Consider the following 26,496-nt stretch of genomic DNA (forward strand, 5'->3'; position numbering starts at 1 on the left):
ACTGGCGAAAAAGCAACGCGCCAAAATGGAATCGGCGAACAGAAATTACCCAATATTGGCTTTAATTCAGAAAACTCGTTTCAGCATGACTATATAAAGTTCGCTTTTATCCTTTTGTGTACGTTTGCGCTTCGGGATTTGTCGCTGATTGGATCCGCCTCGCGAAAAAACCACTTCGGACGGCGCGCGGGGCGGAAAAGCTTTCTCTGGGCCAATGCGCAAATCGAGGGCTGACTTTCTTCTCGTTTATGATGTCATACGCGGTGTCCCCGTTTTCCGACGATTCCAGCCTTTCCCGACGATGAACCCTGACCGGCCCGACCTGTCCCGAGCGAGCCGCCCTCCTGCCAGCCGGCGCGACGAAACACTGTTCCCGGCCGCGCCTCCCGAACATCATTTCGCGATCCGACGCCTGACGCTGATCGCGCTGCTCGTTGCAGCCGTCGTGCTGCCGTGCATCTACGTTGCGACGATGGCGTGGAGCGACCTGAAAGCGCGCGAATCCGACGCGACCGATGTCACGTTGCGCACCGTGCGCGTCGCTGAAGAACACGCGTTGAAAGTGTTCGACATGAACGAAGCGCTTGACGCGCGCGTCGTGGACCTGGTGAACGGGCTCGACGACGACGGCATCCGCGATCGCGAAGCCGGGATCCACGAAAAGCTGCGCACGATGGGCGGCGGCTATCCGCAGGTCGCCGCGGTGTCGATCTTCAACCATGAGGGCGAGCTACTCGTGAGCAGCCGCTTTTATCCGGCGCCGCCAGTCTCGATCGCCGGCCGAGACGATTTCACCGGCGTGCGCGATAACAAGGTGATCGAGCATGTTTCGAAGGTGATGGCCGGCCACGTCGCCGGCGAACTGGTGTTCAACACCGGTGTCGCGCGGCATGACGAGACTGGGGCTTTTGCTGGCGTCGTCTCCGTTGCGCTGCGGCCGAGTTACTTCAATGCGTTCTATCGCGAACTCCTCGGCGGCGACGATGCGCCGATGACTCTCGGCCTCACCCGCGCCGACGGTGCCCCGCTCGCGCAATATCCGCAGCGGCTGCGCGAGCCGGCGCTCACCGCGCCCCGCTCGCCGTTCACCGAAGCGCTGTCGGAAGGCCGCCGCGCGGGCGTCGTCAAGATGCGCGGCGCGGACGGCGACAGCGTGATTCTCGCGTTCCGCCGCGTCGGGTCGTATCCGGTGTACGTGTCGTGCGGCTATCGCACGTCGGCGATCTGGGCGGGCTGGTATCGCCATCTGAGCCTGCTGATCCTGTCGATGTTCATGCCATCGATTGTGTTGTGGTGCGTGATCTGGCTCTCTCTCAAGCGCCTCGGTGCGGAAGAAGAAGCGTGGGAGCGCTGGCAGGCGGAAGCATCGATGCGTCGTTCGATCGAATCCGCATACCGGCAGTCGCGCAAGATGGAAGCGCTGGGGAACCTGGTCGGCAGCGTCGCACATGATTTCAACAACCTGCTGATGATCGTCTCGACCAACGTGCAGATCGCACGTCGGCGTGGTGCGCCCGGGCTCGACCGCGAACTGTCCGCCGTCGAGCGCGCACTGAAAAGCGGCCAGTCGCTGACGCGGCAACTGCTCGGCGTCGCGCGCAAGCAGCCGCTGCGTAACGAAACGATCGACGTCGGACGCTGGCTGCCTGGCAGTCGCGAACTGCTCGCGGCATCGCTTGGCGCGAAGGTCGCGCTCGTCGTCGACGTAAGCGCGGGCGTCTGGCCGACGCGCGTCGACGTCGCCGAACTTGAGCTTGCGCTGATCAACATCGCGGTCAATGCACGCGACGCGATGCCGAACGGCGGGCGCTTCACACTGCGTGCGAGTAACGTCGCGTTCCGGCATGACGACGGCTTTCCGCTGACCGGCGACTTCGTGCAGATTTCCCTCGAAGACACGGGCGTCGGCATGCCGCCCGAGGTGCTCGCGCGCGCGTTCGAACCGCTCTTCACAACAAAGCCGAAAGGCATGGGCACGGGCCTCGGTCTGCCGCAGGTGTTCGCGTTCTGCGAGCGCTCAGGCGGTCTCGCCGCGATCGACAGCGCAATCGGCGCCGGCACGTCGGTGCGTCTGTATCTGCCACGCGCCGAGGCTGCGCCGAATATCGTTTATCCCATTGAGCCGGGCGCGGACAAACCGTCCACGCCGCAACAGGGCCTGCGGATTCTGCTCGTCGAAGACAACGAAGAGGTGTCTGCAGGAACCGAAGCGTTGCTGCAAATGATGGGGCACGAGATCACCTGCGCGTTCAACGCCGACGCCGCCATTCAGCTCTTCGACGACGCGCACGCGCGGCAGCTGAAAACCGCCGAACCCCTGCCGTTCGACCTCGTGATTTCCGACATCCACATGCCGGGCGCGATGAACGGGATTGACCTCGCGGAGGCGGTTCTCGCGTTCGAGCCGAAGCTGCCGGTGATTCTCGTGACCGGTTACGCGGAAGAACTGGAACGGGCGCGTCATGTCGATGTACGCGTGCTGTCGAAACCGTTCGATATCGCCCTCCTCGACAAGATTCTGCAAACCATTCAAGGCACGCTTACCCCGACGCATCCGGCTGATTAGCCGAACGCGACTGATTCGACGCCCGTCCGCAGTGCTAATTACGTTGTGTTGTAAAAAATGCGCGGGCGTCGGGGCGGCAGCAGCGTCGACGCATCCGCCGATGCGCCATGGGCGCGGCCTGGCACGAGGCGTCTGACGACCCGGCATGATCGTTGCGTCACTCTGATAGTTGGACGGCGACGCGCCTCGCGTCGCGCGATCCGGCCTCACCGGACCGGTCCTGCAAAACTGGAGGGAGGCAGCCATGCGACACACAGTGATAGGGTTATTCGACACTTACACCGAGGCCGAAACCGCGCGCGACACGCTCGTACAGACCGGTTTCGCCCGCTCCGACATCGAACTGCAGGCCAATCCTGTTCCGCCGTCCGGAGCCGAAATCGACCCAGCCGCCGACCCCAATGCCGCCGGACACGGATTCATCGCGAACATCGAGCGTTTTCTGTCGAGCCTCTTCGCCTCTGGACCTCGGCCCGCCGATCCGGCAATGACTGCGCGCTACACCGACGCTGTACGTCGCGGCGCGGTACTCGTGTGCGTGAGCGCAGCGAGCGGGTCGCACGCGGAACTCGCCGAACGGACGCTGAAGAAGCTTGGTGCGATCGAAACAGGCGAACGCTCGCCGAGCTGGGATTCGCCGATGGTGGACACGACAACCGCCCGCGACCATTCGATACTCGATGAACTGGGCATCGGCGCGGCCGGCGCCATGCCGTCGCCGCTTTCGCCGTCCACGCGGCCGGTCAGCGAGCCGGTGCCGCGGGCGCCTTCGGCTGCGGCACGGCCATCGGTTGACCCGGTCGATCCGCCCGGCGGCGCCGATCCAATGCGCGTTCAACCACGCGACCACGCGCCGTTGGCCGGTACGCCGGCAAGCTACGACACGCCCGGACGTTACGACGACGCGGCGCGCGCTGTCTCAACAGGCGCCGTGCCGGGATCAGGCGCGTACATGGCGCCCGCCGCGCCCGTAGCTGAGGGTGGCAGCATAGGCGCGCCAATCCCGGACGAATTTCTCGAGTACGAGGAGGACTTCCGCGGTCACTATGACGAGGAATATGCCGGCCAGGGCGCGCGCTACGAAGACTATTCGGGCGCCTATCACTACGGCGCGAAGATGGGTCAGGACGTGCGTTACCGCGACCGTCCCTGGGAAGATATCGAGCCCGAAGCCCGTCGCGACTGGGAAACGACGCCTAACGGCGATACGTGGGAACGCTTCAAGGCAGCCGTGCGTCACGGCTGGGATCGCGTGACCGGACACCACCACGTTTAACCGGTTGAATTTTCGTCCAGCATGTAGCAGGACACGCGGCGCTCCTTCTGGAAGCGCCGTCTTTTTGCGTGCTTTCGCTAGTGGGCTTTTGAGGCGCTAACGCGTTCCACCATGCGTTTTGACCCACGCGACATAGCGATCGATAAACGACTGGAAGAACTTGCGCGTGTCATCGTCGAGGATCTTGCCGTTTCATCGATCGCGGCCGGATTGTGCTTGATGAACATTTCCGGCTGGCCGAGCGTCGCTACATCGAGGTATGCGAGCACGTTACGCAGATGCTGCTGCGCGAGCGCCGTACCGGTCGCGCCTGGCGAGGTACCCACGACCGCGCCAGGCTTGTCGCCCCATGCGTTTTTGCCCCACGGCCGCGAGGCCCAGTCGAGCGCGTTCTTCAGCACGCCGGGGATCGAACGGTTGTATTCCGGTGTCACGAACAGCAGACCGTCGGCTGCCTGGATTTTCTGCTTGAACTCCCGCGCGACCGGCGGGAAATCGGCATCGTAATCCTGGCTGTAGAGCGGCAATCCGCCGATGTCGACGAAGTCGAACGAAAAGTCGGCCGGCGCGAGCGACGTCAGCGCGTGCGCCAGTTGCCTGTTTGTCGAATCCCGACGCAGGCTGCCTACGATAACCGCGATCTGATAAGCCATCTTCGTTTCCTCGGTTGGAGCGCGTGAAGCGCGAAAGGTCCGAATGGTCAATCATAGGCGGTCATCCGCGCGGGCGTTGACAGAAGGGAGAAGGGCCGTTCGCCGGGTGGGTCGGTGCGCCGCACTGCCCGCCGCCAGTGGATAACCTGAGGTGCGCCCGAGATATCCACAGTTTCGCTGAACAACCTTGTGGATAAGTGGGCTACAAACCTTGTCCATCAAGGGAGTCGCCCGGTATTTCGTCCGGTACGCATAAACGACAGAAAATCTGGGGCAGCAGCCCGGGACACGTTACAACATATAACTGAACCACTGCTCACGCGGCGGCATCGAACCTTAACGGGCTATGCTGTTTTCCCGGGGAGTGGAACCTGACGATCAGATAAAAAACGGAGGTCTCATGCCTTACCGACCCGAAGCGACACGCCCCTTGCGTGATCGCCGTATTGAGTACACCGTCGCAGACGACGCCCGCGCAGAGCGGCGCAAGCAGGATTCCGTGCATATTGATTCCGGCGCGGGCAAGTGGCGCTACAAACCCGTTCCGACGGTGCCCAAGACGCCTGAGTAGTGATGTCCACGGATACGTTGCTGCCCGGACGCTCTGCCGTCTGACGCGGCCTTTACTCGGGAACCGCGATATCGGCGTCGACCAGATGCCAGCCATAGGTTTCCGCGTAATGCTGCGCTTCGGCTGCGTTCTCGAAGAGCGGCATGTCCGCCTTGCCCTGAAACGGATAAATCACCCGTTTGTCGTGCAGACGTATAACTTTCAGCGTCGGCAGCGTGCCGCTTGTGGTCCGGCATGAAGCCGCGGTGACGTTGTAATCAGCGCGGCTCGTTCTCGTCTGCTGCATTCAAATCTCTCCTTTTCAATCGATTAGTCGAACTGCCGGATGGTGGCCGCCGGCATGTGCGGCCTTCTATTCAAAGGCCGGCGATCGACTGCCCCGCAATTTCGCCATCGATGATGCGTTCAGCGTGATCGGTCGACGCGCGACGGGCTTCTCCCGCGCCCTCGAACGGCACGATGCTGGAGACGCGAAAGACACGGCTCGACGTGAGCGTGTTGCCATCGCCGCGACGGCAGATTCTGACCGCGGCATCGAAGCCCTGATCGTAGTGATGCGATCCATCGACGCCACGCGGCTGATGCGGGTAGACAAGTGGATAAATTTCGAGACCCCGATAACTTCTAACGATGTTGTCCATGATGACTCCGGATGCATTGATCGCTGGCTGTGCACGACGTTAGCGGCTCGGGCCGATGGGTGCGAAAGACAGTGACGCGTGAAGACGTGCGCAAATGACGTCGGGCGGAAAAATCCGCACAATCCGTCAGCGTGTAGTTCTGGGAAAGCAGGCCCGGTTGGATCCGGGCTGGCGGGGAGCGAAGGAATCGTGTCCGATCTGGCGTGCGTCGATACGCGAAGCTTTTCGCTTCATCGCACGAGCGATCGACGGAGGGAAAGCGGAAGACCCACTGTAACACGTCTGCTTCGCGCTCAGTCAGATCCTTTCGGATCGCCCACAACGGGTTCTTGCGATGAAAGACGCGTTCACGAGAAGTGTTGTCCGGATGCCTTTTCATCGCGTTCGGGCGCGGGCAATGCGTCGGCGCGATGCGTTCTGCCGCGCGCCCGATGAAATTCGCAAGCCTGTTGTCATAAAGCCGTGATTCGCACGACCAAGCCGGGATGACTTGAACCGGGCTGCTGCCCGCGACACGCAGAATTTCGTCTTGCGGCACGACAACGTGCGAGAGAATGGCGGGCAGGCAAGCTCGAGCCAATCCACGCCGCGAACCGAGACCCGCGTGCCCGAAGCCGGCGCTCGTTTCGTGCGGTGGGAGTTACAGGCTATTTTCTGACCGTGCCACGCACCTGAGCCCGCGTCGGCACCAACCCGTCATCGCACACATGAATACGATTGATTCTGCGGACAGAGACAACAGCAATCATGCAATCACATCGACGACCACAGGAAACCGACCGCCGCACATCGTGCGGTCGGGCGCGGGCGCGGCAGGTCACGATGCGCTGGACGCGCGTGCTGATGCGGCGCGGGTTTATCTGTCAGGGTGTGGCTTTGTCCGGCAGGGGCGGTGCGTATGACGTCCCCGGCGCGGCCAGCATTCGACGATCCTGCATACCTGACTCAACTACGGCGCGACCTGCTGCGCTTCGCGCGACTGCAACTCCGCGACGCAGCAGCCGCGGAGGACGCAGTTCAGGAAGCGCTCACCGCAGCCTGGACGCAGGCCGATCGCTTCGCGGCACAGTCGGAGCACAAGACATGGGTCTTCGGCATCCTGCGTCACAAGCTGGTCGACACGTTGCGTGCACGGCATCGCACGGTGAACATCTCGGCGCTCGAATCTGAACTCGACGACGAATCCGTGCTCGACCGTGAACTGTTCAAGGAGAACGGCCACTGGTCGGCGCAGGCGAAGCCGCGTCCGTGGCCAACGCCCGAAACCGCGTTGCGTCAGCAGCAGTTCTGGGAACTGTTCGAGATCTGTCTCGACCATCTACCCGAACACATCGGGCGCGTATTCATGATGCGTGAGTTTCTCGAACTGGAGACGGCTGACATCTGCACCGAACTTCAAATGACGGCAAATCACTGCAGCGTCCTGATCTACCGGGCGCGACTGCGATTGCGCACCTGCCTCACCGAGAAGGGCTTTTCTAGCGAGGATGCCAATGGGCAAGTGTAAGCACATCACGCGACTGTTATCCGACGCGCTCGACCGCCCGTTGACAGCGGGCGAGTGGATCGCCATCGGCGTTCATCTGCCGACATGCAGCGGTTGTCGCAACTACCGGCGACATATCAGCCTGCTGCGCGAAGCGTCACAGGAAATCAACGGCACCGCGCGCGGCCCCGAGGCTGGCCAGGACGAGTAAGCTTCCTGGCGCGGCGGTGGCTTTGTCGATCAGCGCGCTGCCGGTGGTGTCGCGCGATAGCGCTCGAAAAACCCGGCGTGCGACATCTCGTCGATCTTCGCTTCGTGCCGCTCCGCACTCGCCGGATGTTTCGCGAGCATCGCCTTCGGACGATTCGGCCGGAGCTGAAAATTGCCACCGCAATTCGGACAGACATTGCGCAGTACGGTTAGCGCACAGACCTCGCAGAATGTGCATTCGTATGTGCAGATCATTGCGTCGGTGGCATGCGGCGGCAGCGATTTGCCGCAACCTTCGCAGGACGGTCTCAATTCCAGCATTGCAGGGCTCCAGATCGGCATAGTACGGGCAACGTGCGTTGTGCGCGGCAACGCTCCGGCTTGAGTTAACCAGTGTAGCGACGGGGCGCACGGCGCAGTTGCCAGTCAGCGGTCAATTCCTGCCAGCACGCGAGGGGCAAGTTTGACGCGTCGCGTTACCGGTTCGTCGGTTTTCGCCATCCGAACACGTGTCAGGCCAGGACGCCCCATAACAAGAGCGTCAAAGCCAGCCCAACCACCGAGACGATTGTCTGCGGGGATGCACGATGGTTCCTGGTGTCGGTTGAAGCGGCTACGTGAGAAAGACACCTGGATTGTAGCGGGCGCTGAAGAGCGATACACCCTGGCCATTCGGCCGATACTGCGTGTGGCGCACCGGTCTGTTCTAGTGGTCGTCACGAAAGGGCGACGTGATTTGCTTATGCGAATCCATCGGTTCGTTTTTGTCGCCGGGCGTTTTATTGTTGGGCGCAATCGGTCCATCTTGCGTCCGTCGAAACGTCGAAATCTCTCTTATGTCACGATCTTTTTCATTGACGCGTCGCGCATTTATCGTCGGCGCTGGCGCCTCGCTGGCCGCGGCGGCCCTCCCCGTTTTCGCTGACGCGTCGGCGAAGGAACTGCGCATTGGTTACCAGAAGGCCGCGAGCACACTGGTGTTGCTCAAGTCGCATCAGACGCTCGAGAAACGCCTCGCGCCGCTTGGCGTGACGATCAAATGGACGGAGTTTCCGGCAGGTCCGCAACTGCTCGAAGGCTTGAACGTCGGCGCGATCGATTTCGGTTACGTGGGCGAAGCACCGCCGGTGATTGCGCAGGCAGCAGGCGCAAACTTCGTCTACACCGCCTATGAAGTGCCGACGCCGCACGCCGAGGGCATCCTCGTCCACCGGGATGCGCCGATCAACACGCTCGCGGACCTGAAGGGCAAGAAAATCGCACTCAACAAGGGTTCCGATGTGCACTGGTTTCTGGTTGCCGCGCTTCAGAAAGCGGGCGTGAAGTATTCCGAGATCCAGCCCGTCTTCCTGCCGCCTGCGGACGCACGCGCCGCGTTCGAGCGCGGCGCCATCGACGCATGGGCGATCTGGGATCCCTTCCTCGAAGCGGCAAAGCGCCAACCGAACGCTCGACTGCTCGCCGATGCGAGCGGCATCGTGGATCATCACCAGTTCTTCCTGAGCGCACGGCCATTCGCGCAACAGAATGGCGACGTGCTAGCCATCGTGATCGAAGAAGTTGGCAAGGAAGGCGCATGGGTGCGCGGCCACTACGCAGAGGCGGCGGCCCAGCTCGCGCCGATCCAGGGGCTCGATGCGAATGTGATCGAAGCGGGTCTTCGCCATTACGAACACATCTACAAACCGGTCGACGCCGGTGTGCTGGCCTCACAGCAGCGTATCGCGGATACCTTCGCTGAACTACGGATCATCCCCACAAAAATCGTCACTCGAGATGCTGTTCTTGTAGCCCAGGGATGATTTGCGCACCGATGCGTTGCTTTTGATCAGGCTGTTTCTTCGTTATTGACCGTCCGCCTCGTCGAACAGCGCTACCACGTTCTCCGGCGGGCGACCGATGACCGCGCGCCCGTTCCGCACGACGATCGGCCGTTGTAGCAGAATCGGATGCGCTGCGATTGCTTCGTATAACTGATTGTCCGTCTTCGCGTCATCGGCGAGACCCAACTCGCTGAATTCCCGCTCGGTGTCGCGAAGCATGTCGCGCACGGGACAACCCAGCATCCGGTTGAGCTCCTTCAGTTGAGCGACCGTCAACGGGTTCTTCAGATATTCAACGATTTCCACCGGTTCGTTCTTCGGGTTGACGGCGTTGGCGACAAGGTCGCACGCGCCTCTCGATTTCGAGCAGCGAGGGTTGTGATAGATGGTGATCATGAGTGGATGCAGATTGCGGATCGTTGAGCAACTGAGAGTGTACTAATTCTGGCCGTTCCCGGCTTAGGGTTGCGAGGATGGTCGACGGGTTCTCGAATGCGTTTCCGGATTGGACGAAGGGCGGGCATCGCGATTTGCGAAGTCCGTGCCCGCGCGACGGCTTTCGGGTGATGCCGGCTCGTGTTCGCGTCGCCGGTCCACGTACTTTCGTCGCTTTCGACTTTTAGCGTCGCTATTCCGCAGTGCTAGCTGTTGCTGCCCGCGGGGCGATAAGGGGTGCGTGCTTGTTGCCGGAGTTGGGTGCGGAGTGTTGGTATTGAAGGGCTACGAGACTCCGGGAAGAACCAGATCTTCATTCCGTTCAGATCGAGGGTAGCCAAACACATGCGACTCCCAACTGCAGAATGCGGCGCCTTTTGATCGTAGGTCGTCGAATAAACGCGTCCGCGATTGCTCTCCGGATCCGGCACGTCCTACGGGTCATTGAGTTTGCGTGGCGGAACTGGATTTCGATCGACTGTGGCAACCGCTACGCCTGGCGGAAGCAACATCGACCTCGCGTCTCATTTTTTATCGACAGGCGAAGCGCCGCCCCCTGGTTTATGCGCATAAACGCGAATCCGGCAAGACCTGCCAGTTAGCGCAGGGCGACTCCCTCGCCGGTCCGTCGACGTGCAAACGCATTGGAAGCAGGACCCGAAAATCACAATCCGTCTCGAAGCGGTATCGATATAAATCGAGCGGCCTGCTCTCAACGCGCTCTCAGTTCACTTAGCGTCCGCAGGTCCGAAAACCACCTCCGCCGCGCAAATCACCAGAGGGCACGTCGGTTTATGCGCATAAACCTTGGCCGAATGGTTAATTCGTCGTGCCTAAGCTACAAAATCATTGAAATCAAAATTCATCACGGTAAAATCCATCAGCGTCTAAAAATGAGGTGAAGAATTGGCAGCTGAAATCATCGCGGTCACGCAACAAAAAGGCGGAGTCGGGAAGAGCACCATCGCCATGCATCTAGGCGCCGCCTTCCACGAAAAAGGCAAGCGCGTCCTCGTTGTAGACGCCGATGGTCAGAACACCCTCGTTCACTGGGCAAGCGCATCGTCTGATGGAGAGTCGGGAATCCCGTTTCCCGTCGTCAATCTTTCCGAGGCGGGCGGCCAGATCCATCGCGAGATCAAGAAGTTCGTCGGGGACTACGACATCATCGTCGTTGACTGCCCGCCGTCCATCACCGAGAAAGTCTCCGGCGTTGTCCTGCTCGCCGCCACCGTTGCTGTCATTCCCACTTCTTCGTCGCCTGCGGACTATTGGTCGAGCGTGGGCCTCGTCAAACTCATTCAGCAGGCACAGGTTATGAATGAGGATCTTCGCGCGGTCTTCCTTCTAAACAAAACAGAAGAGAAGCGCATGCTGACCCGCGAACTCAAGCGCGCGCTGGAAGAACTCGGTTTCCCGTTGCTCAAAACGCAGATCCCGACGCGCGAAGCCTATAAACAGGCTATGGCGCTTGGACAGACCGTCCTGCAGATGAACGACCGCGGCGCTAAACTCGCCAGCTTCGAAATACGGGCGTGCGCGAATGAGATCGCCGCCTTGCTTCCCTGAATTTATGCGCATAAAGGACCCTGAATGAAACCCTCTCAATTCGCAAAAGGCTTCCAGGCGCGTCCGGATACGACCAGCAGCGAAAAGCGCACCGCGCTTGATCGACTTAACGCCATTGATGGACTCGTCCAGCGCAACGACGCGAAATCTCCGGAGGCGCCAGGCCGTTCGAGCCAACCCGACATCGCGGTCGTCGCCGTCGCCGACGAAACAGCACACTCGCAGACTGCGAGTGAATCGGCCGAATACCACGCCTGGCGCATTGAACACGGGTACCGCCCCGGGCAGGTGATTGAACTTGCGCTGAAGACGATCAAGCCGAGCCCGTTCAATCCGCGTCATTTCTACTTGAAGTCGTCGATTGCCGAACTCGCCGTCAATCTTGCGAAGCAGGGGCAACAACAGGCGATCCACGTGATCCCTGACTATGACAGTCCAGGGAGCTATTTCGTCAGCGACGGCGGTCGCCGTGTTCGCGCATTGAAAGAGGCGAACAAAGACTCCGTCAAGGCGATCGTTATCGATCTCCCAATCGGTATCCAGAGCTACAAACTCGGCTACGACCTCAATGTTCAGCGCGATTCGCAGACCGTCTTCGATAACGCCGTCGTCTGGAAGCGCTTTCTCGACGACAAACATTTTCAAAGCCAGAAAGAACTCGCGGAACACCTCGGTCTCGACGAATCGACGGTTGCCGTCGCGTTGTCGATCTCCAAGCTACCTGAAACGGTCATGCATGAAATGGTTGCACGGCCGGATCGCTTCGGCTCGAACATGGCCTATCAGGTCGGCAGATATCACAGCGCGCGCGGCGCTGATGCGACACTACGCCTGATCAACAAGATCCTCTCTGACGACCTGAGCACGCGACAGGTCGCTGACATCGTCAAGGGCAGGGCGTCGGCACAGGAAAGCTCAAAGCCAGCAGGGCGTCAACGCTACGCCCAACGACTTGATATCAAGCTCGACGGCATGACAGTTGGAGATTTGAAATCGTACGGGGACGATCGTCTGGAACTCAGGTTGCGTGGGCTTTCGCGCGAAAAGCGCGATGACATTCTGAAGCAGATTGAACAGATGCTGCTGCCGAAGTAACGCAGCAAACCACTCGGGATGCGCGCCGACGCGGGCGGGCATCCCGATAGCACGCCGCGGTGTCAGGCGGCTCTGGACTGGCTCAGGGTGAAGGCGAGCAGATCGCCATCGGTAGGATCGCCCCACGTCTTGCGAGCCAGCCAGTCGAAGAAAGCCGTTTCCGCGAGCTTCGAATCCAGGCCGCGACGGCGCCAGTCGTCACGCATATGCGCACCCAGCGCCGGCAGCTCATCTTCCTCGAATGACTGGCGCGCCAGATCCCGTTCCGACTCACCCTGCTCGTCGTAAAGTGCGCGCGCCTCCTTGCGACGGTAGGCGGAATACTCTCCAAGCAGCCGCGCCTTCAGATCGTCCGCCGGCACGGCGGTCGCAATGCCCTTGACGCCATCCACAGACGGCAGCGGTTCGACCGGCGGGGCGTAGCCCTTCTTCAACGCGTCCTTGAACAGCGCCGGGGCGCTGCGTACCGGCGGCAACGTGGTGCTGCGCATACGCTGCTCGGTCATCTGCAAGGCCGCACGGATCCGGTTTTCCTCGCTATCGGCGTAGAGCGTCTGCGCCTCTTTCAGCGGAATGCCGATCTTCACCATCCGGTCGACGAGCGTGCTGTCAAAGACGTTCGGATGTTCATCGAGCGCCAGCATCGGCTGCTTGCGCTCTGTGACGCGAAACTGGATCTCCGCGACCCTCCGGCCTTCGCGATGCTCGATCAGCTCGACGAAGATGTTGGTCACGGCATTCACTTCCGCAATCGCGGGGCGAAGATAGTCGCGCTTGAAGTACTTATATTCGCGCTTTGCTTCGTCACCGGCTTCAGTGTCCGGCGTGCCGGACAGGATAGGGCGCCACCACTCCCAAGCCTCGCGCATCGTCAGATGGCTCGGGTTCGTCAGGTAACGGACGCAGATTTCATAGAGCGCAAGACCCGCACTGCTACGCAACTGGCTCTGGAACTGCAGACTCAGCCGCGCGTACTGCACCGGATCGAGCAGCTTTTTCTTGATCTTCGGCGCGAACGAAAATTCCACCCACACACGCCGGGTCGCCGGATCCTCAAGAATTTCCGCGTCGGCGATCAATGTGGAAATGCCCCACTTGCGGCCAGGCTTCTGGCTCGAGGTACCCGTGCTCCATTCCACCTGCACCGACACCATCCGCCGCAGATGCTCCTTAACAAGCGCCGTGTCGTTCGAATCGAAGGCAGAGTTCGCGACGATGTCGGACAGCAACGCGCGATAGGTGTCGCCGGATTCGTCTGCCTGCTGAGCCACCGCAAGCAGCACATTGAACAGCTTCCGGGTAAGCAGTGTGATCTTGCCGCTCTTGGGCTGAATGGCAATAGCCTCAACGGCCTTGCGCAATTCGGCGGAGCTCGGGCTCACCACATCAGTCTTCTTCGCGCGCTTCGTGGCCATGCGTCGGGTCGAGGAGGGATTTGGCGAAAGGATACCGGCTGCGGTGAAGCACGTCTATAGGGCGCCTCTCACCATTGCCGGTGAAGTGTGTTTACGAACGGCAACTCACCTCGAACCCTTCCTGTAAGTCCTCACCGCCGCTGAATTGTAGTCGCGGCGGTGAGCGTTGCCCGTCGCGGGGTCTGGAAAAGTAGTTCAAATTGAGCCCGATATTCGAGGTAATTTCAGCTCCCGTATCAACTCACCGACCAACTTCGTCGCAATTTTGCGACGCCGGTCGCCCAAAGCAGCACCAATCCATGATTTTGACGACAGGGATCGAAAAAAACGGAGCGGACACCTCTTCGATCTGGCCGTGCGGGCATTTTGAGCCGGGAAAATCGATAAGACCGTCCAGCCCGGCACCGCGGAGGAGGGTCCAGACGGGCAAAAGGATCGATAGAAGGGAACGTAGTCCCGAAAAACCTCACCTTTGACGCTCGCGAAGGCCCGTTTACCCGGGATCGTCGTCCGAGTGGCACACCAGATCAACGTTTTTACTCCCGAAAAAGCTCACCATTGGGCAAACGAAGGCTGCCGGGCGTGTCGCGCATTGGGGGTCCCGGAAACTCTCACCTTTCGGCAATCTGAGAAAAATAGCCAATCATTCCCGGCACTTACCATCGATTCATCAAGCTTTGTCTCGGGGTGGACACGCTCCCGTAAATACTCACCGAAAGGCTTTCATGGATCGCCGTGCTCTCAAAGAGGAAAATCCAGCGCACCTCCCGCATTTCCTCACCATTCAATCTTGAATCGATCGAAAAGTCCTCTCACCGACGAACGCTGGCGGGGCGTTTCCGGTGAGTAACTACAAACTATCCCTCGAAAAACCTCATCCGTCTGGAACACATCACGAAACAGGGGTCCTGAAAAAGCTCACCATGGACACACGGGGCAGGGCAATCGTCGAATTCCATGGATATCCCGATCCACGTCCCGAATCTCCTCACCTTTGCGGATTCTGGCGCCCGTCGACGCCAGAAATCATGATTCGAGGTGAAGGCATCGATCACCGCAACTCCCGTAAATACTCACCGCAAGGCACGCAAGCGCCCAAAAATGGGGCGTTTCGGCATCCGAGCCCCGAAAAACCTCACCTTCGAGTCGCGTTCTGTCCCGTTATGACTCACCAGTCGTCGTTTTGGGGCCAAAAATCGAGCAAAACGAAGGCCCTGGCAGCGTCCCGCAGGTGCTCACCCGCGGAATTCAACTTTCTTCAGTCGTCTTTCAGGTCAATGCTGGCCCACCGGCCGATCGGGTCCTGAAAAAACTCACCTTTGCCGCGCCCTCACCTCAGGCAGCGCTCCCGAAGCCGCTCACTCATTGTCCTGAACCATCTCACCGACGTCCCTGAACCCCATCACCGCGGCGTCCCGCGAATCCTCACCAACTGTCCCGTAAAGCTTCACCTCACCGGCCGGAGATCCTTACCAGGTAAGGGTTTGCCGCGGCGTTAACGTTTTTAACCTAGGTTCAAGGGTGTTTACTTCTATTACTCTCAACGAGAACCTTGCGGTGTCGCCGGAAAATTTCCGGACATCAAAATCGAGCCCATCATTACGCTTCGTGAAACAGTCCCAATTTTGCCGACAACGTCGTAATCTCCTTTATTTACAGTCGCTTATTGGCTATTCTTCGTTTTGTTTCACGGTAATTCCCTCTCATTGAGCAACAGACGTGACCAGAAAGCGATCCGGGACAGCACCTGAGCAGTAACCACACCTCGAAGCATAAATTCGTATCGTTTACTACGTAAATTGTTATGATTCGCCGAATCGTGGTTTCATCGAGGCATGAATGAACTCAGACGAAGAACGCCGGGCTATCCGCCAGGAACTTGAGTTGATGCGCGCAAACGGCGCGCGCCGTCAGGAACTTTCGCTTCACGCATGCAAGCGACTTTTTTTTGACCTGGGCATACGACCTTCAATGGCGACCGTGCGCGACCTGACTCAAACGGGTAGCGCAAGTGACATTCCGAAGGACATCGACAGTTTTTGGGAGCGCATTCGCGGCGCATCGAAGGTGCGTATTGGCGTTGGCGCCATTCCGAAAGCACTTGAAGACCGTGCGGGTGAATTACTGGGTGAGTTGTTCCAGGAGGCGATGACGCACGCGCGTTCCACCCTCGACGAAGATCGCGAGGCGATGCAGGCTCAGCTCCAGGCCGCCGAGCAGAAAACCCGCGAAGCGGAGATTCGTCGGGACGCGTCGGAAGAAGCAGTCGAACGCGCCGAAATTCGCGCCGACTCAGCCTGGAACCGGATCCGGGAACTGGAAACCGAGCTCGCTGCAGCAAATTCACATGGATCGGCGCATCAGGACAGTCTGCGGGCGACGGTTCGCCGCCTCGAAGCGGAAAATGAGACGCTCCGCAAACGCCTCGACACCGAGCAGGCAACCAATGCGGGATTGCGGGACCGGATCGACGCGCTGCACACGGACATGCTCCAAAGTACGGAACACTATGCGCAGCAGATCAAGGATGCGGTCGCCGAAGCCGAGCGCCGCGTGAAACCGATGCTAGTCGAACTGGACTCGCTTCGTAGCATGGCCGCGACGTATCAGTCCGGCGTGCGCGACGCGAGCCGGAAGGAATTCGACTTCATCCAGCAAATTGCTTCTGCAAAGGCTCGCGGCGACCGCCTGGATGCGCAGGTGCGCGAGCAGTCGGACGAAATTGATGCATTGAGCAAGGAAGTCGCTGTTCTGCGGGCGCAGGAAGGCATCGATCCGGCGATCGCCGACCTGTTGTGCGCGCTTGCAGGTGCTGGACGCTTGACACCCGACGAACTCGGCGCGATCGGAACCTTGGCCGACGCTCAGGTCGCTCTACCGCCGCACTGCCCGAAATGTGAGGAAGGAGAACCGGAGCTGTCGCAGGTCGATCACCGTTACGAATTGCTGTGTCCGGAATGCGACCACTCTTCGGGCTTGGGCGATTCGAGACTCGAGGCCGTGACCCGGTTTTTGTCCATCGAGCGCGTATCAGTGGAGAACTGAGTAGAGACAGCGCGATGCGTGTCCGAACTTACCTTGTTTACCGCGCTATATAGGTGAGCGGTTTCGGGAGCCGAAAGGTGAGCACTGTCGGGAGGAGATTCCCACCCGCGCACGGACCGGCGCCTAGGTGGAGCGCGTCGCAGACGCAGGATCGGGTTCGTCGGACGCAGGTGTTTCCTGTTGACCTGTCCAGTTTTGCCACGCACGATGCAGTCGGTTCGCGGAGACAGGTTGCATGAATCCGAGCCACTGACCAACGAGTTCTGGCTCGACGCCGGTTTCAAACAGATCCGCCGCGAACGTATTGCGCAACGTATGCGGACTTGCGCGCGCCGCGCGCGATCCTGCAATGCCCGCTGTCTCGATAAGTGCATCGACCGATCGCAGCATCGTGGCCTTGTGCATCGGCCGTCCGGAAGGTGACGCGGGAAATACGAGATTGCCGGCCAGTTCAGAGAGACGCCGTTCCGCCAGCCATGCATCCATGACAGCCACGGCGAACGGCGAGAGCCGTGTGCGTCGTGTAAAAGCGGGATTGGCCGCCTCGACCACAACCCATGGTGAACCCAAATTCACGCAACTAATGGTTAGCGCTCGAGCTTCGCCCGTCTTGAGTCCGCCTCCGAGAAAGACTGCGATCAACGCGCGGTCGCGACGTTCACGCCATCGAGCTGCAATGGAGAGGTCCGCCAAAGACGAGAACAGATGTGCGACCAGCATTGACCGCTCCACCGAAGTCAGGAATCCGGTAGGCTCATTATCGCGAGCATTGCGCCAGGCCGCTTCGCCGTCCTGGGCAATGAAGCGCGCCGGGTTCGTCGATGCCAGTTCGATCTCGCGGACGTGATCGAGAACGCGTTCGATCAGGCGCAAATACCTGACGCGTTGCGGTTTTCGGATATCGAGACCCGCGACGAAGTCAGCAATGGTCCGCATGTCGACAGTCGTGAGACTTCTTCGTCGAACCTTCAACCAGTCTAGAAATAATCCCCACTGCGCGCGATACACCTCGGCCGACGAGCGGCGGAAATTTTGTCCCGCCAGCCATGCGTCGAACGCAATGCGTGGGTCACGACGCCAGTCTTCCCTTTGCTGGTCGAACAGATCGGTGACTGCCGATGGCCGGTGCGACTGCGAGGAAGTAGGCGAAGTGACCATGATTGAATATCCGTTAGTTGCGTGGCAGTGTAGGTCATCCAGACTGGATTTTCCAGGCGCGAGGTCTTCCACGGCTGGCAATAATCTGGACGACGCTGCAACGACGGCTACGCACGGGCGCGTTCGAGTGCGCGCCCGGGCTGAACGGGCATGCCGGTTCAGCCTCTCCACGCCCGGGTCCGCCGCGAGCGCATTGCCCCCGCACGCGCTGCCGCGGGCTGCGAGGATGCGTTGCGCGCCTTGTCATAGGCGCTGACAGCGAAGGCGAACACAGCGGGCAACGCGTTTGATGCGCCGAAGTCTGCGGTGTCGTCAGTCTCGGGGTACGGCAGGCCGTCCGGGCGCTGAAACAGCACCAGCAAAAACGCATCGTGGCGGCTTGCAAATCCCAGATCGGCGAGCGCCTCCGCCTCGATCGCGTGCAGCAACCGCCACGTTAGTGGCACCTGCTGCGCGATGTAGCGCTCTGCAATGTGACGCACGATGTGTTCGAGATCGCGCGCTGCCGCCTGGAAGCGCAGCGCGGCAAGGTCATGGTCGTTTGGATGGTTCATGTTCGGCTCCGGTCAATCCACCTGTACTGTACAAATATACAGTGGTTGACGCAACCTCGGCCATTCGGCCGAGGCGCCAGATGTTTGCCGCTGCGCTATCGTGCAAGGGTTACATCAGATCGGAGCATCACCCGTGGATCACGACCAGCAACGCTTTGGCGTCGCCTTTTCCGATGTTGCGGATCGCGTGCGGTTCGTCGGCGATATAGCGCGCCGTGTCGGCCGCCTTCAGCTTGCGGTGCGTGCCCGCCGCCTCGATCTCGATCGTGCCGTTCAATACTGTCAGGTGTTCGCGCGTGCCGGGTTCGTGTGCGTTCGAGACGAGCGCCCCGCCCGGCTGCAGCGTCAGTTCGTACCACTCGAACTTCCCGGCCAGTTCAATCGGCCCCCACACGCGCAATTGATAGCGGCCGTCGTGCCCGCTCAGCGTCGGAATCTCGTGCGGCCCGGACACGGCAATTGCTTCAGGCGGCTTCTGCTGCGCGAACAGCGAATCGAGGCTGACGCCGAGCGCATTCGTCAGGCGCCACGCCACGGCGATCGTCGGGTTGGCCTTGTCGCGCTCGATCTCCGACAGCATCGACTTCGACACGCCCGCTGCGCGCGAGAGGTCGTCGAGCGTCATCCGTCGTTCGCCGCGCAAACGCTGGATCTGCTCGCCCACGCGCGGTGGCGCCGCGACCGTCGCGGCGGACTGGGCAGTGGATGCGGGCGCGGACAAAGTCGAAGCGCGCCGTGTCCCGGAACTTGCCATCGGGTGACCTATCGTTTAAAGTTGTTCGACATATCGAACTTTAGTTCGAAAAATCGAATTTATCCGGTAAAGCTGACAGCCGACTATAACAGGCTGCCGGTCCGCGAGCTATTACCACGGCGTGATCCGCCGACCCATTCAGGAGCCTGATTCATGCGTGATCCCTTTCTTGCCCATCTGCGCAGCACGATTGACCAGATTCGCAGCGATGGCTTTTACAAGACCGAACGCGTGATCGCCAGTCCGCAATCGGCCGACGTGCGCCTCGAAGGCGGCGCCGAGGTGCTGAACTTCTGCGCAAATAACTATCTCGGTCTCGCTAACGATCCGCGGCTGGTTGCTGCGGCGAAAGACGGTCTTGATCGGGACGGGTTCGGCATGGCGTCAGTGCGTTTCATCTGCGGCACGCAGACGGTGCATAAGGAACTGGAGCGCGAGATCTCGGCGTTTCTGCAGACGGAAGACTGCATCCTGTACTCCAGCTGTTTCGACGCGAACGGCGGTTTGTTCGAAACCCTGCTCGACGAATCCGACGCGATCATCAGCGACGAACTGAATCACGCGAGCATCATCGACGGCGTGAGGCTGTCGAAGGCAAAGCGCTTTCGCTATAAGAACAATGATCTCGCCGATCTTGAGGCAAAGTTGCGCGAAGCCGATGCGGCTGGCGCGCGATTCAAGCTGATCGCCACCGACGGCGTGTTTTCGATGGACGGCATCATCGCCGACCTCGCGGGCATCTGCGACCTCGCAGATCGTTACGGCGCGCTTGTCATGGTCGACGACTCGCACGCAGTCGGCTTTGTCGGCGAACACGGACGCGGCACGCCGGAGCATTGCGGTGTGCTGTCGCGCGTCGACATCATCACGGGTACGCTGGGTAAGGCACTGGGCGGCGCATCGGGCGGGTACGTCGCCGCGCGCAAGGAAATCATTGAACTGCTCCGGCAGCGTTCACGTCCGTACCTGTTCTCGAACACGTTGACGCCGAGCATTGCCGCGGCATCGCTGAAGGTGCTTGAACTTCTCGCCAGCGACGAAGGCGCGAAGCTGCGCGAGCGCGTGCGTGCCAACGGCGCGCATTTCCGCGGCGCGATGAGCGCGCTCGGCTTCAAGCTCGTGCCGGGCGAGCATCCGATCATTCCCGTCATGCTTGGCGATGCGCAACTCGCGTCGCGTATGGCCGACGCGCTGCTGCAAGAGGGTGTCTATGTCATCGGTTTCTCGTTTCCGGTTGTGCCGAAAGGCCGCGCCCGCATCCGCACCCAGATGAGTGCGGCGCATACGCCTGAACAGATCGATCGCGCCGTCGACGCGTTCGCGCGAGTTGGCCGAACGCTCGGCATTATCTGAAACGGAGCCTCCAACATGAAAGCACTCGCCAAACTCGAACGCGCTCCGGGACTCACACTCACGCGCGTGAAAAAACCCGAAGTCGGGCACAACGATGTGATGATTCGCATCACGCGCACCGCGATTTGCGGCACAGACATTCATATCTGGAAATGGGACGACTGGGCGCAGAAGACGATTCCCGTGCCAATGCACGTCGGGCATGAATATGTTGGCGAAATCGTTGAGATGGGGCAGGAGGTACGCGGCTTTGCGATTGGGGACCGTGTATCGGGCGAAGGCCACATTACCTGCGGGTTTTGCCGCAACTGTCGCGCAGGCAGGCGTCACCTGTGTCGCAATACGGTAGGCGTTGGTGTCAATCGCGAGGGCGCGTTTGCCGAATATCTCGTGATTCCAGCCTTCAACGCATTCAAGATTCCGCCCGAGATTTCCGACGATCTTGCCGCGATCTTCGACCCATTTGGCAACGCGACGCACACCGCACTCTCGTTTAACCTCGTCGGAGAAGATGTTCTGATCACCGGTGCTGGACCGATCGGCATCATGGCTGTAGCGATCGCGAAGCACGTCGGCGCCCGCAACGTGGTGATCACCGATGTCAACGACTATCGTCTCGACCTCGCTCGAAAGATGGGCGCAACGCGGGCGGTCAATGTCTCGCGCGAATCGTTGCGCGATGTCATGGACGATCTCCACATGACCGAAGGCTTCGACGTCGGGCTTGAGATGTCCGGCGTGCCGAGCGCGTTTACAGGCATGCTCGAAGCGATGAATCACGGCGGAAAGATTGCGCTGCTCGGCATTCCGCCTGCGCAGACAGCGATCGACTGGACTCAGGTGATCTTCAAGGGTCTCGAAATCAAGGGCATTTACGGACGCGAGATGTTCGAGACCTGGTACAAGATGGTCGCGATGCTGCAAAGCGGGCTCGACCTGTCGCCGATTCTCACGCATCGTTTTCCCGTCGACGACTACGAACTCGCATTCGCAACGATGCTTTCCGGCGAAAGCGGCAAGGTCATTCTCGACTGGACGACGGTCTGATTCAGCGCCCCGTCGCGTGTTGTCGGCGCGACGGGGCGCCCGTCTGCCGCGACGCAACGCAACGCAACGCATCGCGACGACCTCACGACGGCCTCGCCACGACCTCACGACGGCCTCACCACCACCTCACCACGACACTCGCCGCCCACCCACACAATCACACAATCACGCATTCACACACTAAACTCCCGCGGGCGGCTTCACGAATTCGGCCTGAATGCGCACATGCAGGTCATCGCCGACGGCCGGATACCACGTCGACAGACCGAACTTCGCACGGCTGAAATGGCCGTCCGCCGAAAAGCCGAGGGTGTCCTTCTTTGTGAGCGGATCGGGCGCAAAGCCGTTGAACGTCACGTCGAGTGTGACTGGCTGCGTAGTGCCGTGAATCGTCAGATCACCGCTCAGCGTTCCGCGCGATTCGCCGGTGCGCAGAAAACGTGTACTCACGAAACGTATCTCCGGATAGCGGAGAGCGTCCAGCATCTGTTCGCCTTTCACCATCCTGTCCAGAAGGGGCACGTTGGTATCCACGCTTGCCGCGTCGATCACGACGGCCACTGAACTTTTATCGAGGCCGCCCGGATTCCAGTCGAGTTGCGCCGTCTTGCGATCGAATCGCATCGTGAAGCGCGAATACTTGAAGTGATCGACGTCGAACGTAATGCTGCAATGGTCTGGATCAAGCGTGTAGTGCCCGACGGGAACGCGGGTTTCCGTCGTGCTTACCGTATGCGTGACGACCTGAAGTGGCGTGCAGGCGGCAGCCGTTGCAAGCGCCGTGAGAAAAAGAACGCGCGTGAAAGCTGCACGAAGCGTGAGTGTCCGCATGACGTCGATCCAGGTTTCGAAGAACACCACGATAACGCAAAGCGCCGAAGCCGAACCAGATCCAGCCCGATTCAACATCGCTACTTGACAAGGGAGAATGATCGTTCTACCTTTCGTGCATGGCTACCTCCAATGACAACCCGTCAACAGCCGGCGCGCGCGAGCGGCTTCTCGAAGCTGCCGAGGCACTGATCTACGCCGGCGGCATTCACGCGACCGGCGTGGACGCGATCGTCCGTCAGTCCGGCACGGCGCGCAAAAGCTTCTATACGCATTTCGGTTCGAAGGACGCGCTCGTCGCTGCCGCACTCGAACGGCGTGACGAACGCTGGATGAACTGGTTCACCGACAACACGCTGAATCGCGGCACAACGCCGCGCGCGAGGCTCATTGGCATGTTCGATGTGCTGCGCGAGTGGTTCACGTCGGACGATTTCCACGGTTGCGCATTCCTCAATGCCGCCGGCGAAATCGAAGCCGCCGACGATCCGATCCGTGTCGTCGCACGCGAACACAAGGAGCGTCTGTTGCGCTTCGTGCGCTCGGTTTGCGATGAATACGTCGTATCGATCGACAAAAACGCCACCAGCAAAAACGCCACCGATCAGGGCGCAGAACACGCTGCGCGTCTGTCGCGTCAATGGCTGATCCTGATTGATGGCGCGATCGGCGTGGCGCTCGTCAGCGGCGACCCCGATGCCGCGCTCGATGCGCGTGCCGCAGCCGAACGGTTGCTGGAAGCAGAACCCGCAGTCTCTCGCCCGTCGGCCCGTCGGGCGTCCACCCGAGCTCAGGAGAAGAAGTCATGACCGAACCGATCGAAAGCCGCCCGCCCCTTCCCCCTTTCACGCGCGAAACGGCGATCCAGAAAGTACGTGGAGCAGAAGATGGATGGAATACCCGCGATCCCGAGCGTGTGTCGCTGGCCTACACGCCGCAAAGCGTCTGGCGCAATCGCGCGGAGTTCGTCACCGGCCGCGCGGAAATCGTCGGCCTGTTGCGGCGCAAGTGGGCGAAGGAGCTCGATTACCGGCTGATCAAGGAGCTGTGGGCGTTCACCGATAACCGGATCGCCGTGCGTTTTGCCTACGAATGGCACGACGACTCGGGCAACTGGTTCCGCTCCTACGGGAACGAGAACTGGGAGTTCGATGCGGATGGCCTGATGGCGCATCGCCACGCGAGCATCAACGATATGCCGATCCGCGAGTCCGATCGCCTGTACCGGTGGCCGCTCGGGCGTCGTCCAGACGATCATCCCGGCCTGTCGGATCTGGGCCTGTAGTCTCAGGCACGCGGGCCCTTATTTCACCGATTCGCCATCGGTTCTCCGTTATTGTTCTGCCTGAGCGGCACGCGGCGCAGTTCGCGTGCCCGCTTTTCCGAGCGTGCCTGCCACTTCGTGTCCTTTGGGTTGAGGTACAGTGCGCGACGGTGGTCACACAAACACTCGACAAGAACATGATCACGTCGGCATCCGACCGACGGCGGAGAGGACATGCGTTTCTGGCGCGCGAAAATCAAAATGGCATGCGCGGTTATGGCAACAGCCGCGAGTCTGACAATGGCGACGGCCGCGCACGCGGCCGACTGGTGCAAGGGCGGCGTCTGGGCAGACGTGATGCTCGGGTCGTATCACATCAACCCGGATCCAAATGAACACTTCAACCAGTTCAATCCGGGGCTCGGCGTCGAATGCTGGTTGAACAACGAATGGGCGCTGACGGCTGGCGGCTTTCGCAATTCGCTGTCACGTCCGTCGTGGTATGGCGGCGGCGTCTGGTCGCCAGACTTCACGCACTGGGGTTTTGTGCGACTCTCGGTGATCGGCGGCATCATCTCAGGCTACAACTACGGCAACTGGGGACTCGGTCACGATCACACGATCGGGCCTGTGGTCGCGCCGATTCTGATGTTCGAGTATAAGCGCGTCGGTGCGAACGTCATTCTGATTCCGCCGATCCCCTCGGATAATCTGCCGTTCACGATCGGGTTTCAGCTGAAGGTGAAGTTCTAGGACGTTTCCAGTCGAGAGCGACTACCCGCAAGAGAGGCGTCGCCACGCTCAGGTCGGCTTACTTAGCCACGGGCATCGCGAATTCCGCACCTTTGGCGATGCTGTCGGGCCAGCGCTGCATGACGCTCTTGTAGCGCGTGTAAAAGCGCACGGCTTCCTGGCCGTACTGGTGATGATCGCCGAACAGCGATCGCTTCCAGCCCCCGAACGAATGCCACGCCGCCGGCGCCGGACTCGGCACGTTGATGCCCACCATGCCCACCTGAATCTGCCGCGAGAATGCGCGCGCCGCGCCTCCGTCGGATGTGAACAGCGAGACACAGTTACCCAGTTCGTGCGCGTTGACGAGTGCTATCGCACTCGCGAGATCAGGCACGCGGACAACTGAGAGGACCGGCCCGAAAATCTCCTCTCGATAGATGCTCATATCAGGCTTCACGTCGTCAAAGAGCGAGCCGCCGAGAAAGAAGCCCTCTTCATGGCCGGGCACGGTATGGCCGCGACCATCGACGACGAGCCTGGCACCTGCCGCGACGCCCGCATCGATATAGCCCGACACCTTGGCGCGATGCGCGGCGGTGACGAGCGGCCCCATGTCCAGATCGGGCTCCATGCCGCCGCCGATCTTGAGCGAGCGGACGCGCGGCGCGAGGCGCTCGATCAGTTCATCGCCAATACGCCCTACCGCCACTGCGACTGAGGTCGCCATGCAGCGCTCGCCGGCCGAGCCATACGACGAGGCGATCAGCGCATCGACGGCCTGGTCGAGATTGGCGTCGGGCATGACGACCAGATGGTTCTTCGCACTGCCCAACGCCTGCACGCGCTTGCCGCGCTTTGCGCTTTCGCTGTAGATGTATTCGGCGACCGGCGTTGAGCCGACGACAGATATCGCGGCCACATCGGGGTGCTCGATCAGCGCATCGACGGCGACCTTGTCGCCCTGCACGACATTGAAGACACCTTTGGGAAAGCCCGCCTCGAGGAACAGCTCGGCAAGCCGGACCGATGCCGACGGAGTGCGCTCCGAGGGCTTGAGCACGAACGTGTTGCCGCACGCGGCTGCCATCACACACATCCACAGCGGAATCATCGCCGGGAAGTTGAACGGCGTGACGCCCGCGACCACGCCGAGCGGCTGACGTAGATTCCAGTTGTCGATGTCGCCGCCGATCTGATCGGTGAAATCGGTCTTGAGCAGGTTCGGAATGCCGCACGCGAATTCGACGACTTCGATACCGCGCAGCACCTCGCCCTTCGCGTCCGAAAACAGCTTGCCGTGGTCGCGCGTAACGAGCTCGGCGAGTTCGTCGTGATGCGCGTCAAGCAGCTGCTTGAACTTGAACATCAGACGGGCGCGCTTCAGCGGCGCGGTTTCGCTCCAGGCCGGGACGCGGCTTTCGCAGCGGCGACGGCGGCGGCGACTTCAGCTGCGTTTGCGAGCGGCACGCGGGCCGCCACCCGGCCTTGCGCCGGATCGAATACGTCGCCGAACCGCCCGCTCGCGCCAGCGGCGCGTTGACCGTCGATGAAATGACTCAGCTCGCGCACAGCGCCTTGATCTGCTTCGTTCATACGTTCCTCTGTGTGGGGATGCCGGCGCTGCTCGCGCCGCGCCTACTCATGCCTTCGAACATCGGTTGTTCGGCTTCAACGCCGATCGGGCCGACGGCTCCAATAGACGCGAATGTAGGCGCATTGACCCGGATTTCGAATACCCGCATCGAACAAACAGTCTTGCGCCGCGGGAACAAATCGCAATTTAACGAGGAGGCCGGCCCGGCTGCGCCACGGCCGCTGAGCTTTCGATTGGCCACGGCGCGAAAAGGATTGCGTCAATCGGGCTACTCAACGCTTATTCGCCGGCCTGGACTGCGTTGACGAGATTGTTACGTAGCGTCACGATCGCCTTCTGCACTTTAGCAAACTCGTCTGGCGCGAGGCCAGTTGCCTCGCTGAGATCCATCTTCAGGGCCTTTTCGCGCAGCCGTCGACCG

At 60.7% G+C, this 26,496-nt stretch carries 23 protein-coding genes and 3 pseudogenes; 14 read left to right on the top strand and 12 right to left on the bottom strand.

Annotated features, from left to right (window positions below; genetic code table 11):
- The first annotated feature begins 301 nt into the window (after positions 1-301).
- Positions 302-2,566 (top strand): ATP-binding protein, encoded by a 2,265-nt coding sequence (locus P3T16_RS25025; protein WP_429344329.1) that lies wholly within the window; start codon positions 302-304, stop codon positions 2,564-2,566.
- A 244-nt stretch (positions 2,567-2,810) separates the two neighbouring features.
- Positions 2,811-3,842: a hypothetical protein gene (locus tag P3T16_RS25030; protein WP_429344330.1), complete on the top strand. Its 1,032-nt coding sequence runs from the start codon at positions 2,811-2,813 to the stop codon at positions 3,840-3,842.
- A 96-nt stretch (positions 3,843-3,938) separates the two neighbouring features.
- Here the strand turns inward: P3T16_RS25030 and P3T16_RS25035 are convergent.
- A pseudogene (locus tag P3T16_RS25035) lies at positions 3,939-4,495 on the bottom strand (NADPH-dependent FMN reductase).
- 400 nt (positions 4,496-4,895) lie between these two features.
- Between P3T16_RS25035 and P3T16_RS25040 the strand changes: the two are divergent.
- Positions 4,896-5,066, top strand: a complete 171-nt coding sequence (locus tag P3T16_RS25040) for a hypothetical protein (protein WP_429256280.1) — start codon at positions 4,896-4,898, stop codon at positions 5,064-5,066.
- Between the two features lie 52 nt (positions 5,067-5,118).
- On the opposite strand, the gene P3T16_RS25045 is transcribed toward P3T16_RS25040, so the two are convergent.
- Both P3T16_RS25045 and P3T16_RS25050 read right to left on the bottom strand, forming a co-directional pair.
- Positions 5,119-5,352: a DUF6723 family protein gene (locus P3T16_RS25045; protein WP_429256281.1), complete on the bottom strand. Its 234-nt coding sequence runs from the start codon at positions 5,350-5,352 to the stop codon at positions 5,119-5,121.
- A gap of 70 nt (positions 5,353-5,422) precedes the next feature.
- Complete coding sequence (locus tag P3T16_RS25050; RefSeq protein WP_429256282.1) at positions 5,423-5,707, bottom strand: hypothetical protein; 285 nt, start codon at positions 5,705-5,707, stop codon at positions 5,423-5,425.
- Between the two features lie 898 nt (positions 5,708-6,605).
- Between P3T16_RS25050 and P3T16_RS25055 the strand changes: the two genes are divergently transcribed.
- Together P3T16_RS25055 and P3T16_RS25060 are read left to right on the top strand one after the other, a co-directional pair.
- A complete protein-coding gene (locus P3T16_RS25055; protein WP_429256283.1) occupies positions 6,606-7,214 on the top strand; it encodes an RNA polymerase factor sigma-70 in 609 nt (202 codons plus the stop codon).
- Complete coding sequence (locus P3T16_RS25060; RefSeq protein WP_429256284.1) at positions 7,195-7,404, top strand: zf-HC2 domain-containing protein; 210 nt, start codon at positions 7,195-7,197, stop codon at positions 7,402-7,404. Before P3T16_RS25055 ends, P3T16_RS25060 begins: the two co-directional genes overlap by 20 nt.
- 29 nt (positions 7,405-7,433) lie before the next feature.
- On the opposite strand, the gene P3T16_RS25065 is transcribed toward P3T16_RS25060, so the two are convergent.
- Positions 7,434-7,724, bottom strand: coding sequence for a DUF1272 domain-containing protein (locus P3T16_RS25065; RefSeq protein ID WP_429344331.1), 291 nt, complete (start codon positions 7,722-7,724; stop codon positions 7,434-7,436).
- 515 nt (positions 7,725-8,239) lie between these two features.
- Here P3T16_RS25065 and P3T16_RS25070 point away from each other — a divergent pair.
- Positions 8,240-9,205: a sulfonate ABC transporter substrate-binding protein gene (locus tag P3T16_RS25070; RefSeq protein ID WP_429344332.1), complete on the top strand. Its 966-nt coding sequence runs from the start codon at positions 8,240-8,242 to the stop codon at positions 9,203-9,205.
- A 42-nt stretch (positions 9,206-9,247) separates the two neighbouring features.
- Here P3T16_RS25070 and arsC read toward each other — a convergent pair whose 3' ends face one another.
- Complete coding sequence (gene arsC, locus P3T16_RS25075; RefSeq protein ID WP_429256287.1) at positions 9,248-9,622, bottom strand: arsenate reductase (glutaredoxin); 375 nt, start codon at positions 9,620-9,622, stop codon at positions 9,248-9,250.
- A gap of 945 nt (positions 9,623-10,567) precedes the next feature.
- Here arsC and parA point away from each other — a divergent pair.
- Entirely contained in the window at positions 10,568-11,230 is a 663-nt protein-coding gene (gene parA, locus P3T16_RS25080; RefSeq protein WP_228883103.1) for a ParA family partition ATPase, read from the top strand.
- A 24-nt stretch (positions 11,231-11,254) separates the two neighbouring features.
- On the top strand, positions 11,255-12,325 hold the full coding sequence (locus P3T16_RS25085; RefSeq protein ID WP_429256288.1) for a ParB/RepB/Spo0J family partition protein: 1,071 nt from the start codon (positions 11,255-11,257) through the stop codon (positions 12,323-12,325).
- 62 nt (positions 12,326-12,387) lie between these two features.
- On the opposite strand, the gene P3T16_RS25090 is transcribed toward P3T16_RS25085, so the two are convergent.
- On the bottom strand, positions 12,388-13,740 hold the full coding sequence (locus P3T16_RS25090; protein WP_429344333.1) for a replication initiation protein: 1,353 nt from the start codon (positions 13,738-13,740) through the stop codon (positions 12,388-12,390).
- Positions 13,741-15,579: 1,839 nt separating this feature from the next.
- Here P3T16_RS25090 and P3T16_RS25095 point away from each other — a divergent pair.
- On the top strand, positions 15,580-16,785 hold the full coding sequence (locus P3T16_RS25095) for a DNA-binding protein (RefSeq protein WP_429344334.1): 1,206 nt from the start codon (positions 15,580-15,582) through the stop codon (positions 16,783-16,785).
- Positions 16,786-16,908: 123 nt separating this feature from the next.
- On the opposite strand, the gene P3T16_RS25100 is transcribed toward P3T16_RS25095, so the two are convergent.
- The 3 genes from P3T16_RS25100 to P3T16_RS25110 all read right to left on the bottom strand — a co-directional run bounded on the left by P3T16_RS25100 (position 16,909) and on the right by P3T16_RS25110 (position 19,251).
- Complete coding sequence (locus P3T16_RS25100) at positions 16,909-17,943, bottom strand: tyrosine-type recombinase/integrase (protein WP_429344335.1); 1,035 nt, start codon at positions 17,941-17,943, stop codon at positions 16,909-16,911.
- A 158-nt stretch (positions 17,944-18,101) separates the two neighbouring features.
- On the bottom strand, positions 18,102-18,497 hold the full coding sequence (locus P3T16_RS25105) for a DUF2471 family protein (protein WP_429344336.1): 396 nt from the start codon (positions 18,495-18,497) through the stop codon (positions 18,102-18,104).
- Between the two features lie 127 nt (positions 18,498-18,624).
- Positions 18,625-19,251 carry a helix-turn-helix domain-containing protein gene (locus P3T16_RS25110; RefSeq protein WP_429344337.1) on the bottom strand — a complete coding sequence of 209 codons (627 nt, stop codon included), beginning with the start codon at positions 19,249-19,251 and terminating at the stop codon, positions 18,625-18,627.
- 153 nt (positions 19,252-19,404) lie between these two features.
- On the opposite strand from P3T16_RS25110, the gene P3T16_RS25115 reads away from it, so the two are divergent.
- Positions 19,405-20,604, top strand: a complete 1,200-nt coding sequence (locus tag P3T16_RS25115; RefSeq protein WP_429344338.1) for a glycine C-acetyltransferase — start codon at positions 19,405-19,407, stop codon at positions 20,602-20,604.
- Positions 20,605-20,619: 15 nt separating this feature from the next.
- The gene (gene tdh / locus P3T16_RS25120) at positions 20,620-21,651 is read left to right on the top strand and encodes an L-threonine 3-dehydrogenase (RefSeq protein WP_429256295.1); all 1,032 of its coding nucleotides are present in this window, start codon (positions 20,620-20,622) and stop codon (positions 21,649-21,651) included.
- Between the two features lie 180 nt (positions 21,652-21,831).
- Here tdh and P3T16_RS25125 read toward each other — a convergent pair whose 3' ends face one another.
- Positions 21,832-22,482 (bottom strand): YceI family protein, encoded by a 651-nt coding sequence (locus P3T16_RS25125; protein ID WP_429344339.1) that lies wholly within the window; start codon positions 22,480-22,482, stop codon positions 21,832-21,834.
- A 119-nt stretch (positions 22,483-22,601) separates the two neighbouring features.
- Here P3T16_RS25125 and P3T16_RS25130 point away from each other — a divergent pair, with 119 nt between their 5' ends.
- The 3 genes from P3T16_RS25130 to P3T16_RS25140 all read left to right on the top strand — a co-directional run bounded on the left by P3T16_RS25130 (position 22,602) and on the right by P3T16_RS25140 (position 24,499).
- Positions 22,602-23,291, top strand: a complete 690-nt coding sequence (locus P3T16_RS25130) for a TetR/AcrR family transcriptional regulator (RefSeq protein ID WP_429344340.1) — start codon at positions 22,602-22,604, stop codon at positions 23,289-23,291.
- The gene (locus tag P3T16_RS25135) at positions 23,288-23,767 is read left to right on the top strand and encodes a DUF1348 family protein (RefSeq protein WP_429344341.1); all 480 of its coding nucleotides are present in this window, start codon (positions 23,288-23,290) and stop codon (positions 23,765-23,767) included. The genes P3T16_RS25130 and P3T16_RS25135 overlap by 4 nt, the downstream gene beginning before the upstream one ends.
- Before the next feature lie 240 nt (positions 23,768-24,007).
- The gene (locus P3T16_RS25140; protein ID WP_429344346.1) at positions 24,008-24,499 is read left to right on the top strand and encodes a hypothetical protein; all 492 of its coding nucleotides are present in this window, start codon (positions 24,008-24,010) and stop codon (positions 24,497-24,499) included.
- A 58-nt stretch (positions 24,500-24,557) separates the two neighbouring features.
- On the opposite strand, the pseudogene P3T16_RS25145 reads toward P3T16_RS25140, so the two are convergent.
- Together P3T16_RS25145 and P3T16_RS25150 are read right to left on the bottom strand one after the other, a co-directional pair.
- A pseudogene (locus P3T16_RS25145) lies at positions 24,558-26,074 on the bottom strand (CoA-acylating methylmalonate-semialdehyde dehydrogenase).
- Positions 26,075-26,354: 280 nt separating this feature from the next.
- Positions 26,355-26,496: pseudogene (locus P3T16_RS25150) on the bottom strand (MarR family transcriptional regulator); the annotation flags it as partial.

It is taken from the genome of Paraburkholderia sp. GAS42, from assembly GCF_050436565.1.
GTDB lineage: Bacteria > Pseudomonadota > Gammaproteobacteria > Burkholderiales > Burkholderiaceae > Paraburkholderia.

Excerpts from the sequence above, each read along its gene's own strand:
- P3T16_RS25025 (WP_429344329.1), top strand. The coding sequence starts at position 302 with ATGAACCCTGACCGGCCCGACCTGTCCCGAGCGAGCCGCCCTCCTGCC.
- P3T16_RS25030 (WP_429344330.1), top strand. The coding sequence starts at position 2,811 with ATGCGACACACAGTGATAGGGTTATTCGACACTTACACCGAGGCCGAA.
- P3T16_RS25040 (WP_429256280.1), top strand. The coding sequence starts at position 4,896 with ATGCCTTACCGACCCGAAGCGACACGCCCCTTGCGTGATCGCCGTATT.
- P3T16_RS25045 (WP_429256281.1), bottom strand. The coding sequence starts at position 5,352 with ATGCAGCAGACGAGAACGAGCCGCGCTGATTACAACGTCACCGCGGCT.
- P3T16_RS25050 (WP_429256282.1), bottom strand. The coding sequence starts at position 5,707 with ATGGACAACATCGTTAGAAGTTATCGGGGTCTCGAAATTTATCCACTT.
- P3T16_RS25055 (WP_429256283.1), top strand. The coding sequence starts at position 6,606 with ATGACGTCCCCGGCGCGGCCAGCATTCGACGATCCTGCATACCTGACT.
- P3T16_RS25060 (WP_429256284.1), top strand. The coding sequence starts at position 7,195 with ATGCCAATGGGCAAGTGTAAGCACATCACGCGACTGTTATCCGACGCG.
- P3T16_RS25065 (WP_429344331.1), bottom strand. The coding sequence starts at position 7,724 with ATGCTGGAATTGAGACCGTCCTGCGAAGGTTGCGGCAAATCGCTGCCG.
- P3T16_RS25070 (WP_429344332.1), top strand. The coding sequence starts at position 8,240 with ATGTCACGATCTTTTTCATTGACGCGTCGCGCATTTATCGTCGGCGCT.
- arsC (WP_429256287.1), bottom strand. The coding sequence starts at position 9,622 with ATGATCACCATCTATCACAACCCTCGCTGCTCGAAATCGAGAGGCGCG.
- P3T16_RS25085 (WP_429256288.1), top strand. The coding sequence starts at position 11,255 with ATGAAACCCTCTCAATTCGCAAAAGGCTTCCAGGCGCGTCCGGATACG.
- P3T16_RS25090 (WP_429344333.1), bottom strand. The coding sequence starts at position 13,740 with ATGGCCACGAAGCGCGCGAAGAAGACTGATGTGGTGAGCCCGAGCTCC.
- P3T16_RS25095 (WP_429344334.1), top strand. The coding sequence starts at position 15,580 with ATGAACTCAGACGAAGAACGCCGGGCTATCCGCCAGGAACTTGAGTTG.
- P3T16_RS25100 (WP_429344335.1), bottom strand. The coding sequence starts at position 17,943 with ATGGTCACTTCGCCTACTTCCTCGCAGTCGCACCGGCCATCGGCAGTC.
- P3T16_RS25105 (WP_429344336.1), bottom strand. The coding sequence starts at position 18,497 with ATGAACCATCCAAACGACCATGACCTTGCCGCGCTGCGCTTCCAGGCG.
- P3T16_RS25110 (WP_429344337.1), bottom strand. The coding sequence starts at position 19,251 with ATGGCAAGTTCCGGGACACGGCGCGCTTCGACTTTGTCCGCGCCCGCA.
- P3T16_RS25115 (WP_429344338.1), top strand. The coding sequence starts at position 19,405 with ATGCGTGATCCCTTTCTTGCCCATCTGCGCAGCACGATTGACCAGATT.
- tdh (WP_429256295.1), top strand. The coding sequence starts at position 20,620 with ATGAAAGCACTCGCCAAACTCGAACGCGCTCCGGGACTCACACTCACG.
- P3T16_RS25125 (WP_429344339.1), bottom strand. The coding sequence starts at position 22,482 with ATGCGGACACTCACGCTTCGTGCAGCTTTCACGCGCGTTCTTTTTCTC.
- P3T16_RS25130 (WP_429344340.1), top strand. The coding sequence starts at position 22,602 with ATGGCTACCTCCAATGACAACCCGTCAACAGCCGGCGCGCGCGAGCGG.
- P3T16_RS25135 (WP_429344341.1), top strand. The coding sequence starts at position 23,288 with ATGACCGAACCGATCGAAAGCCGCCCGCCCCTTCCCCCTTTCACGCGC.
- P3T16_RS25140 (WP_429344346.1), top strand. The coding sequence starts at position 24,008 with ATGGCATGCGCGGTTATGGCAACAGCCGCGAGTCTGACAATGGCGACG.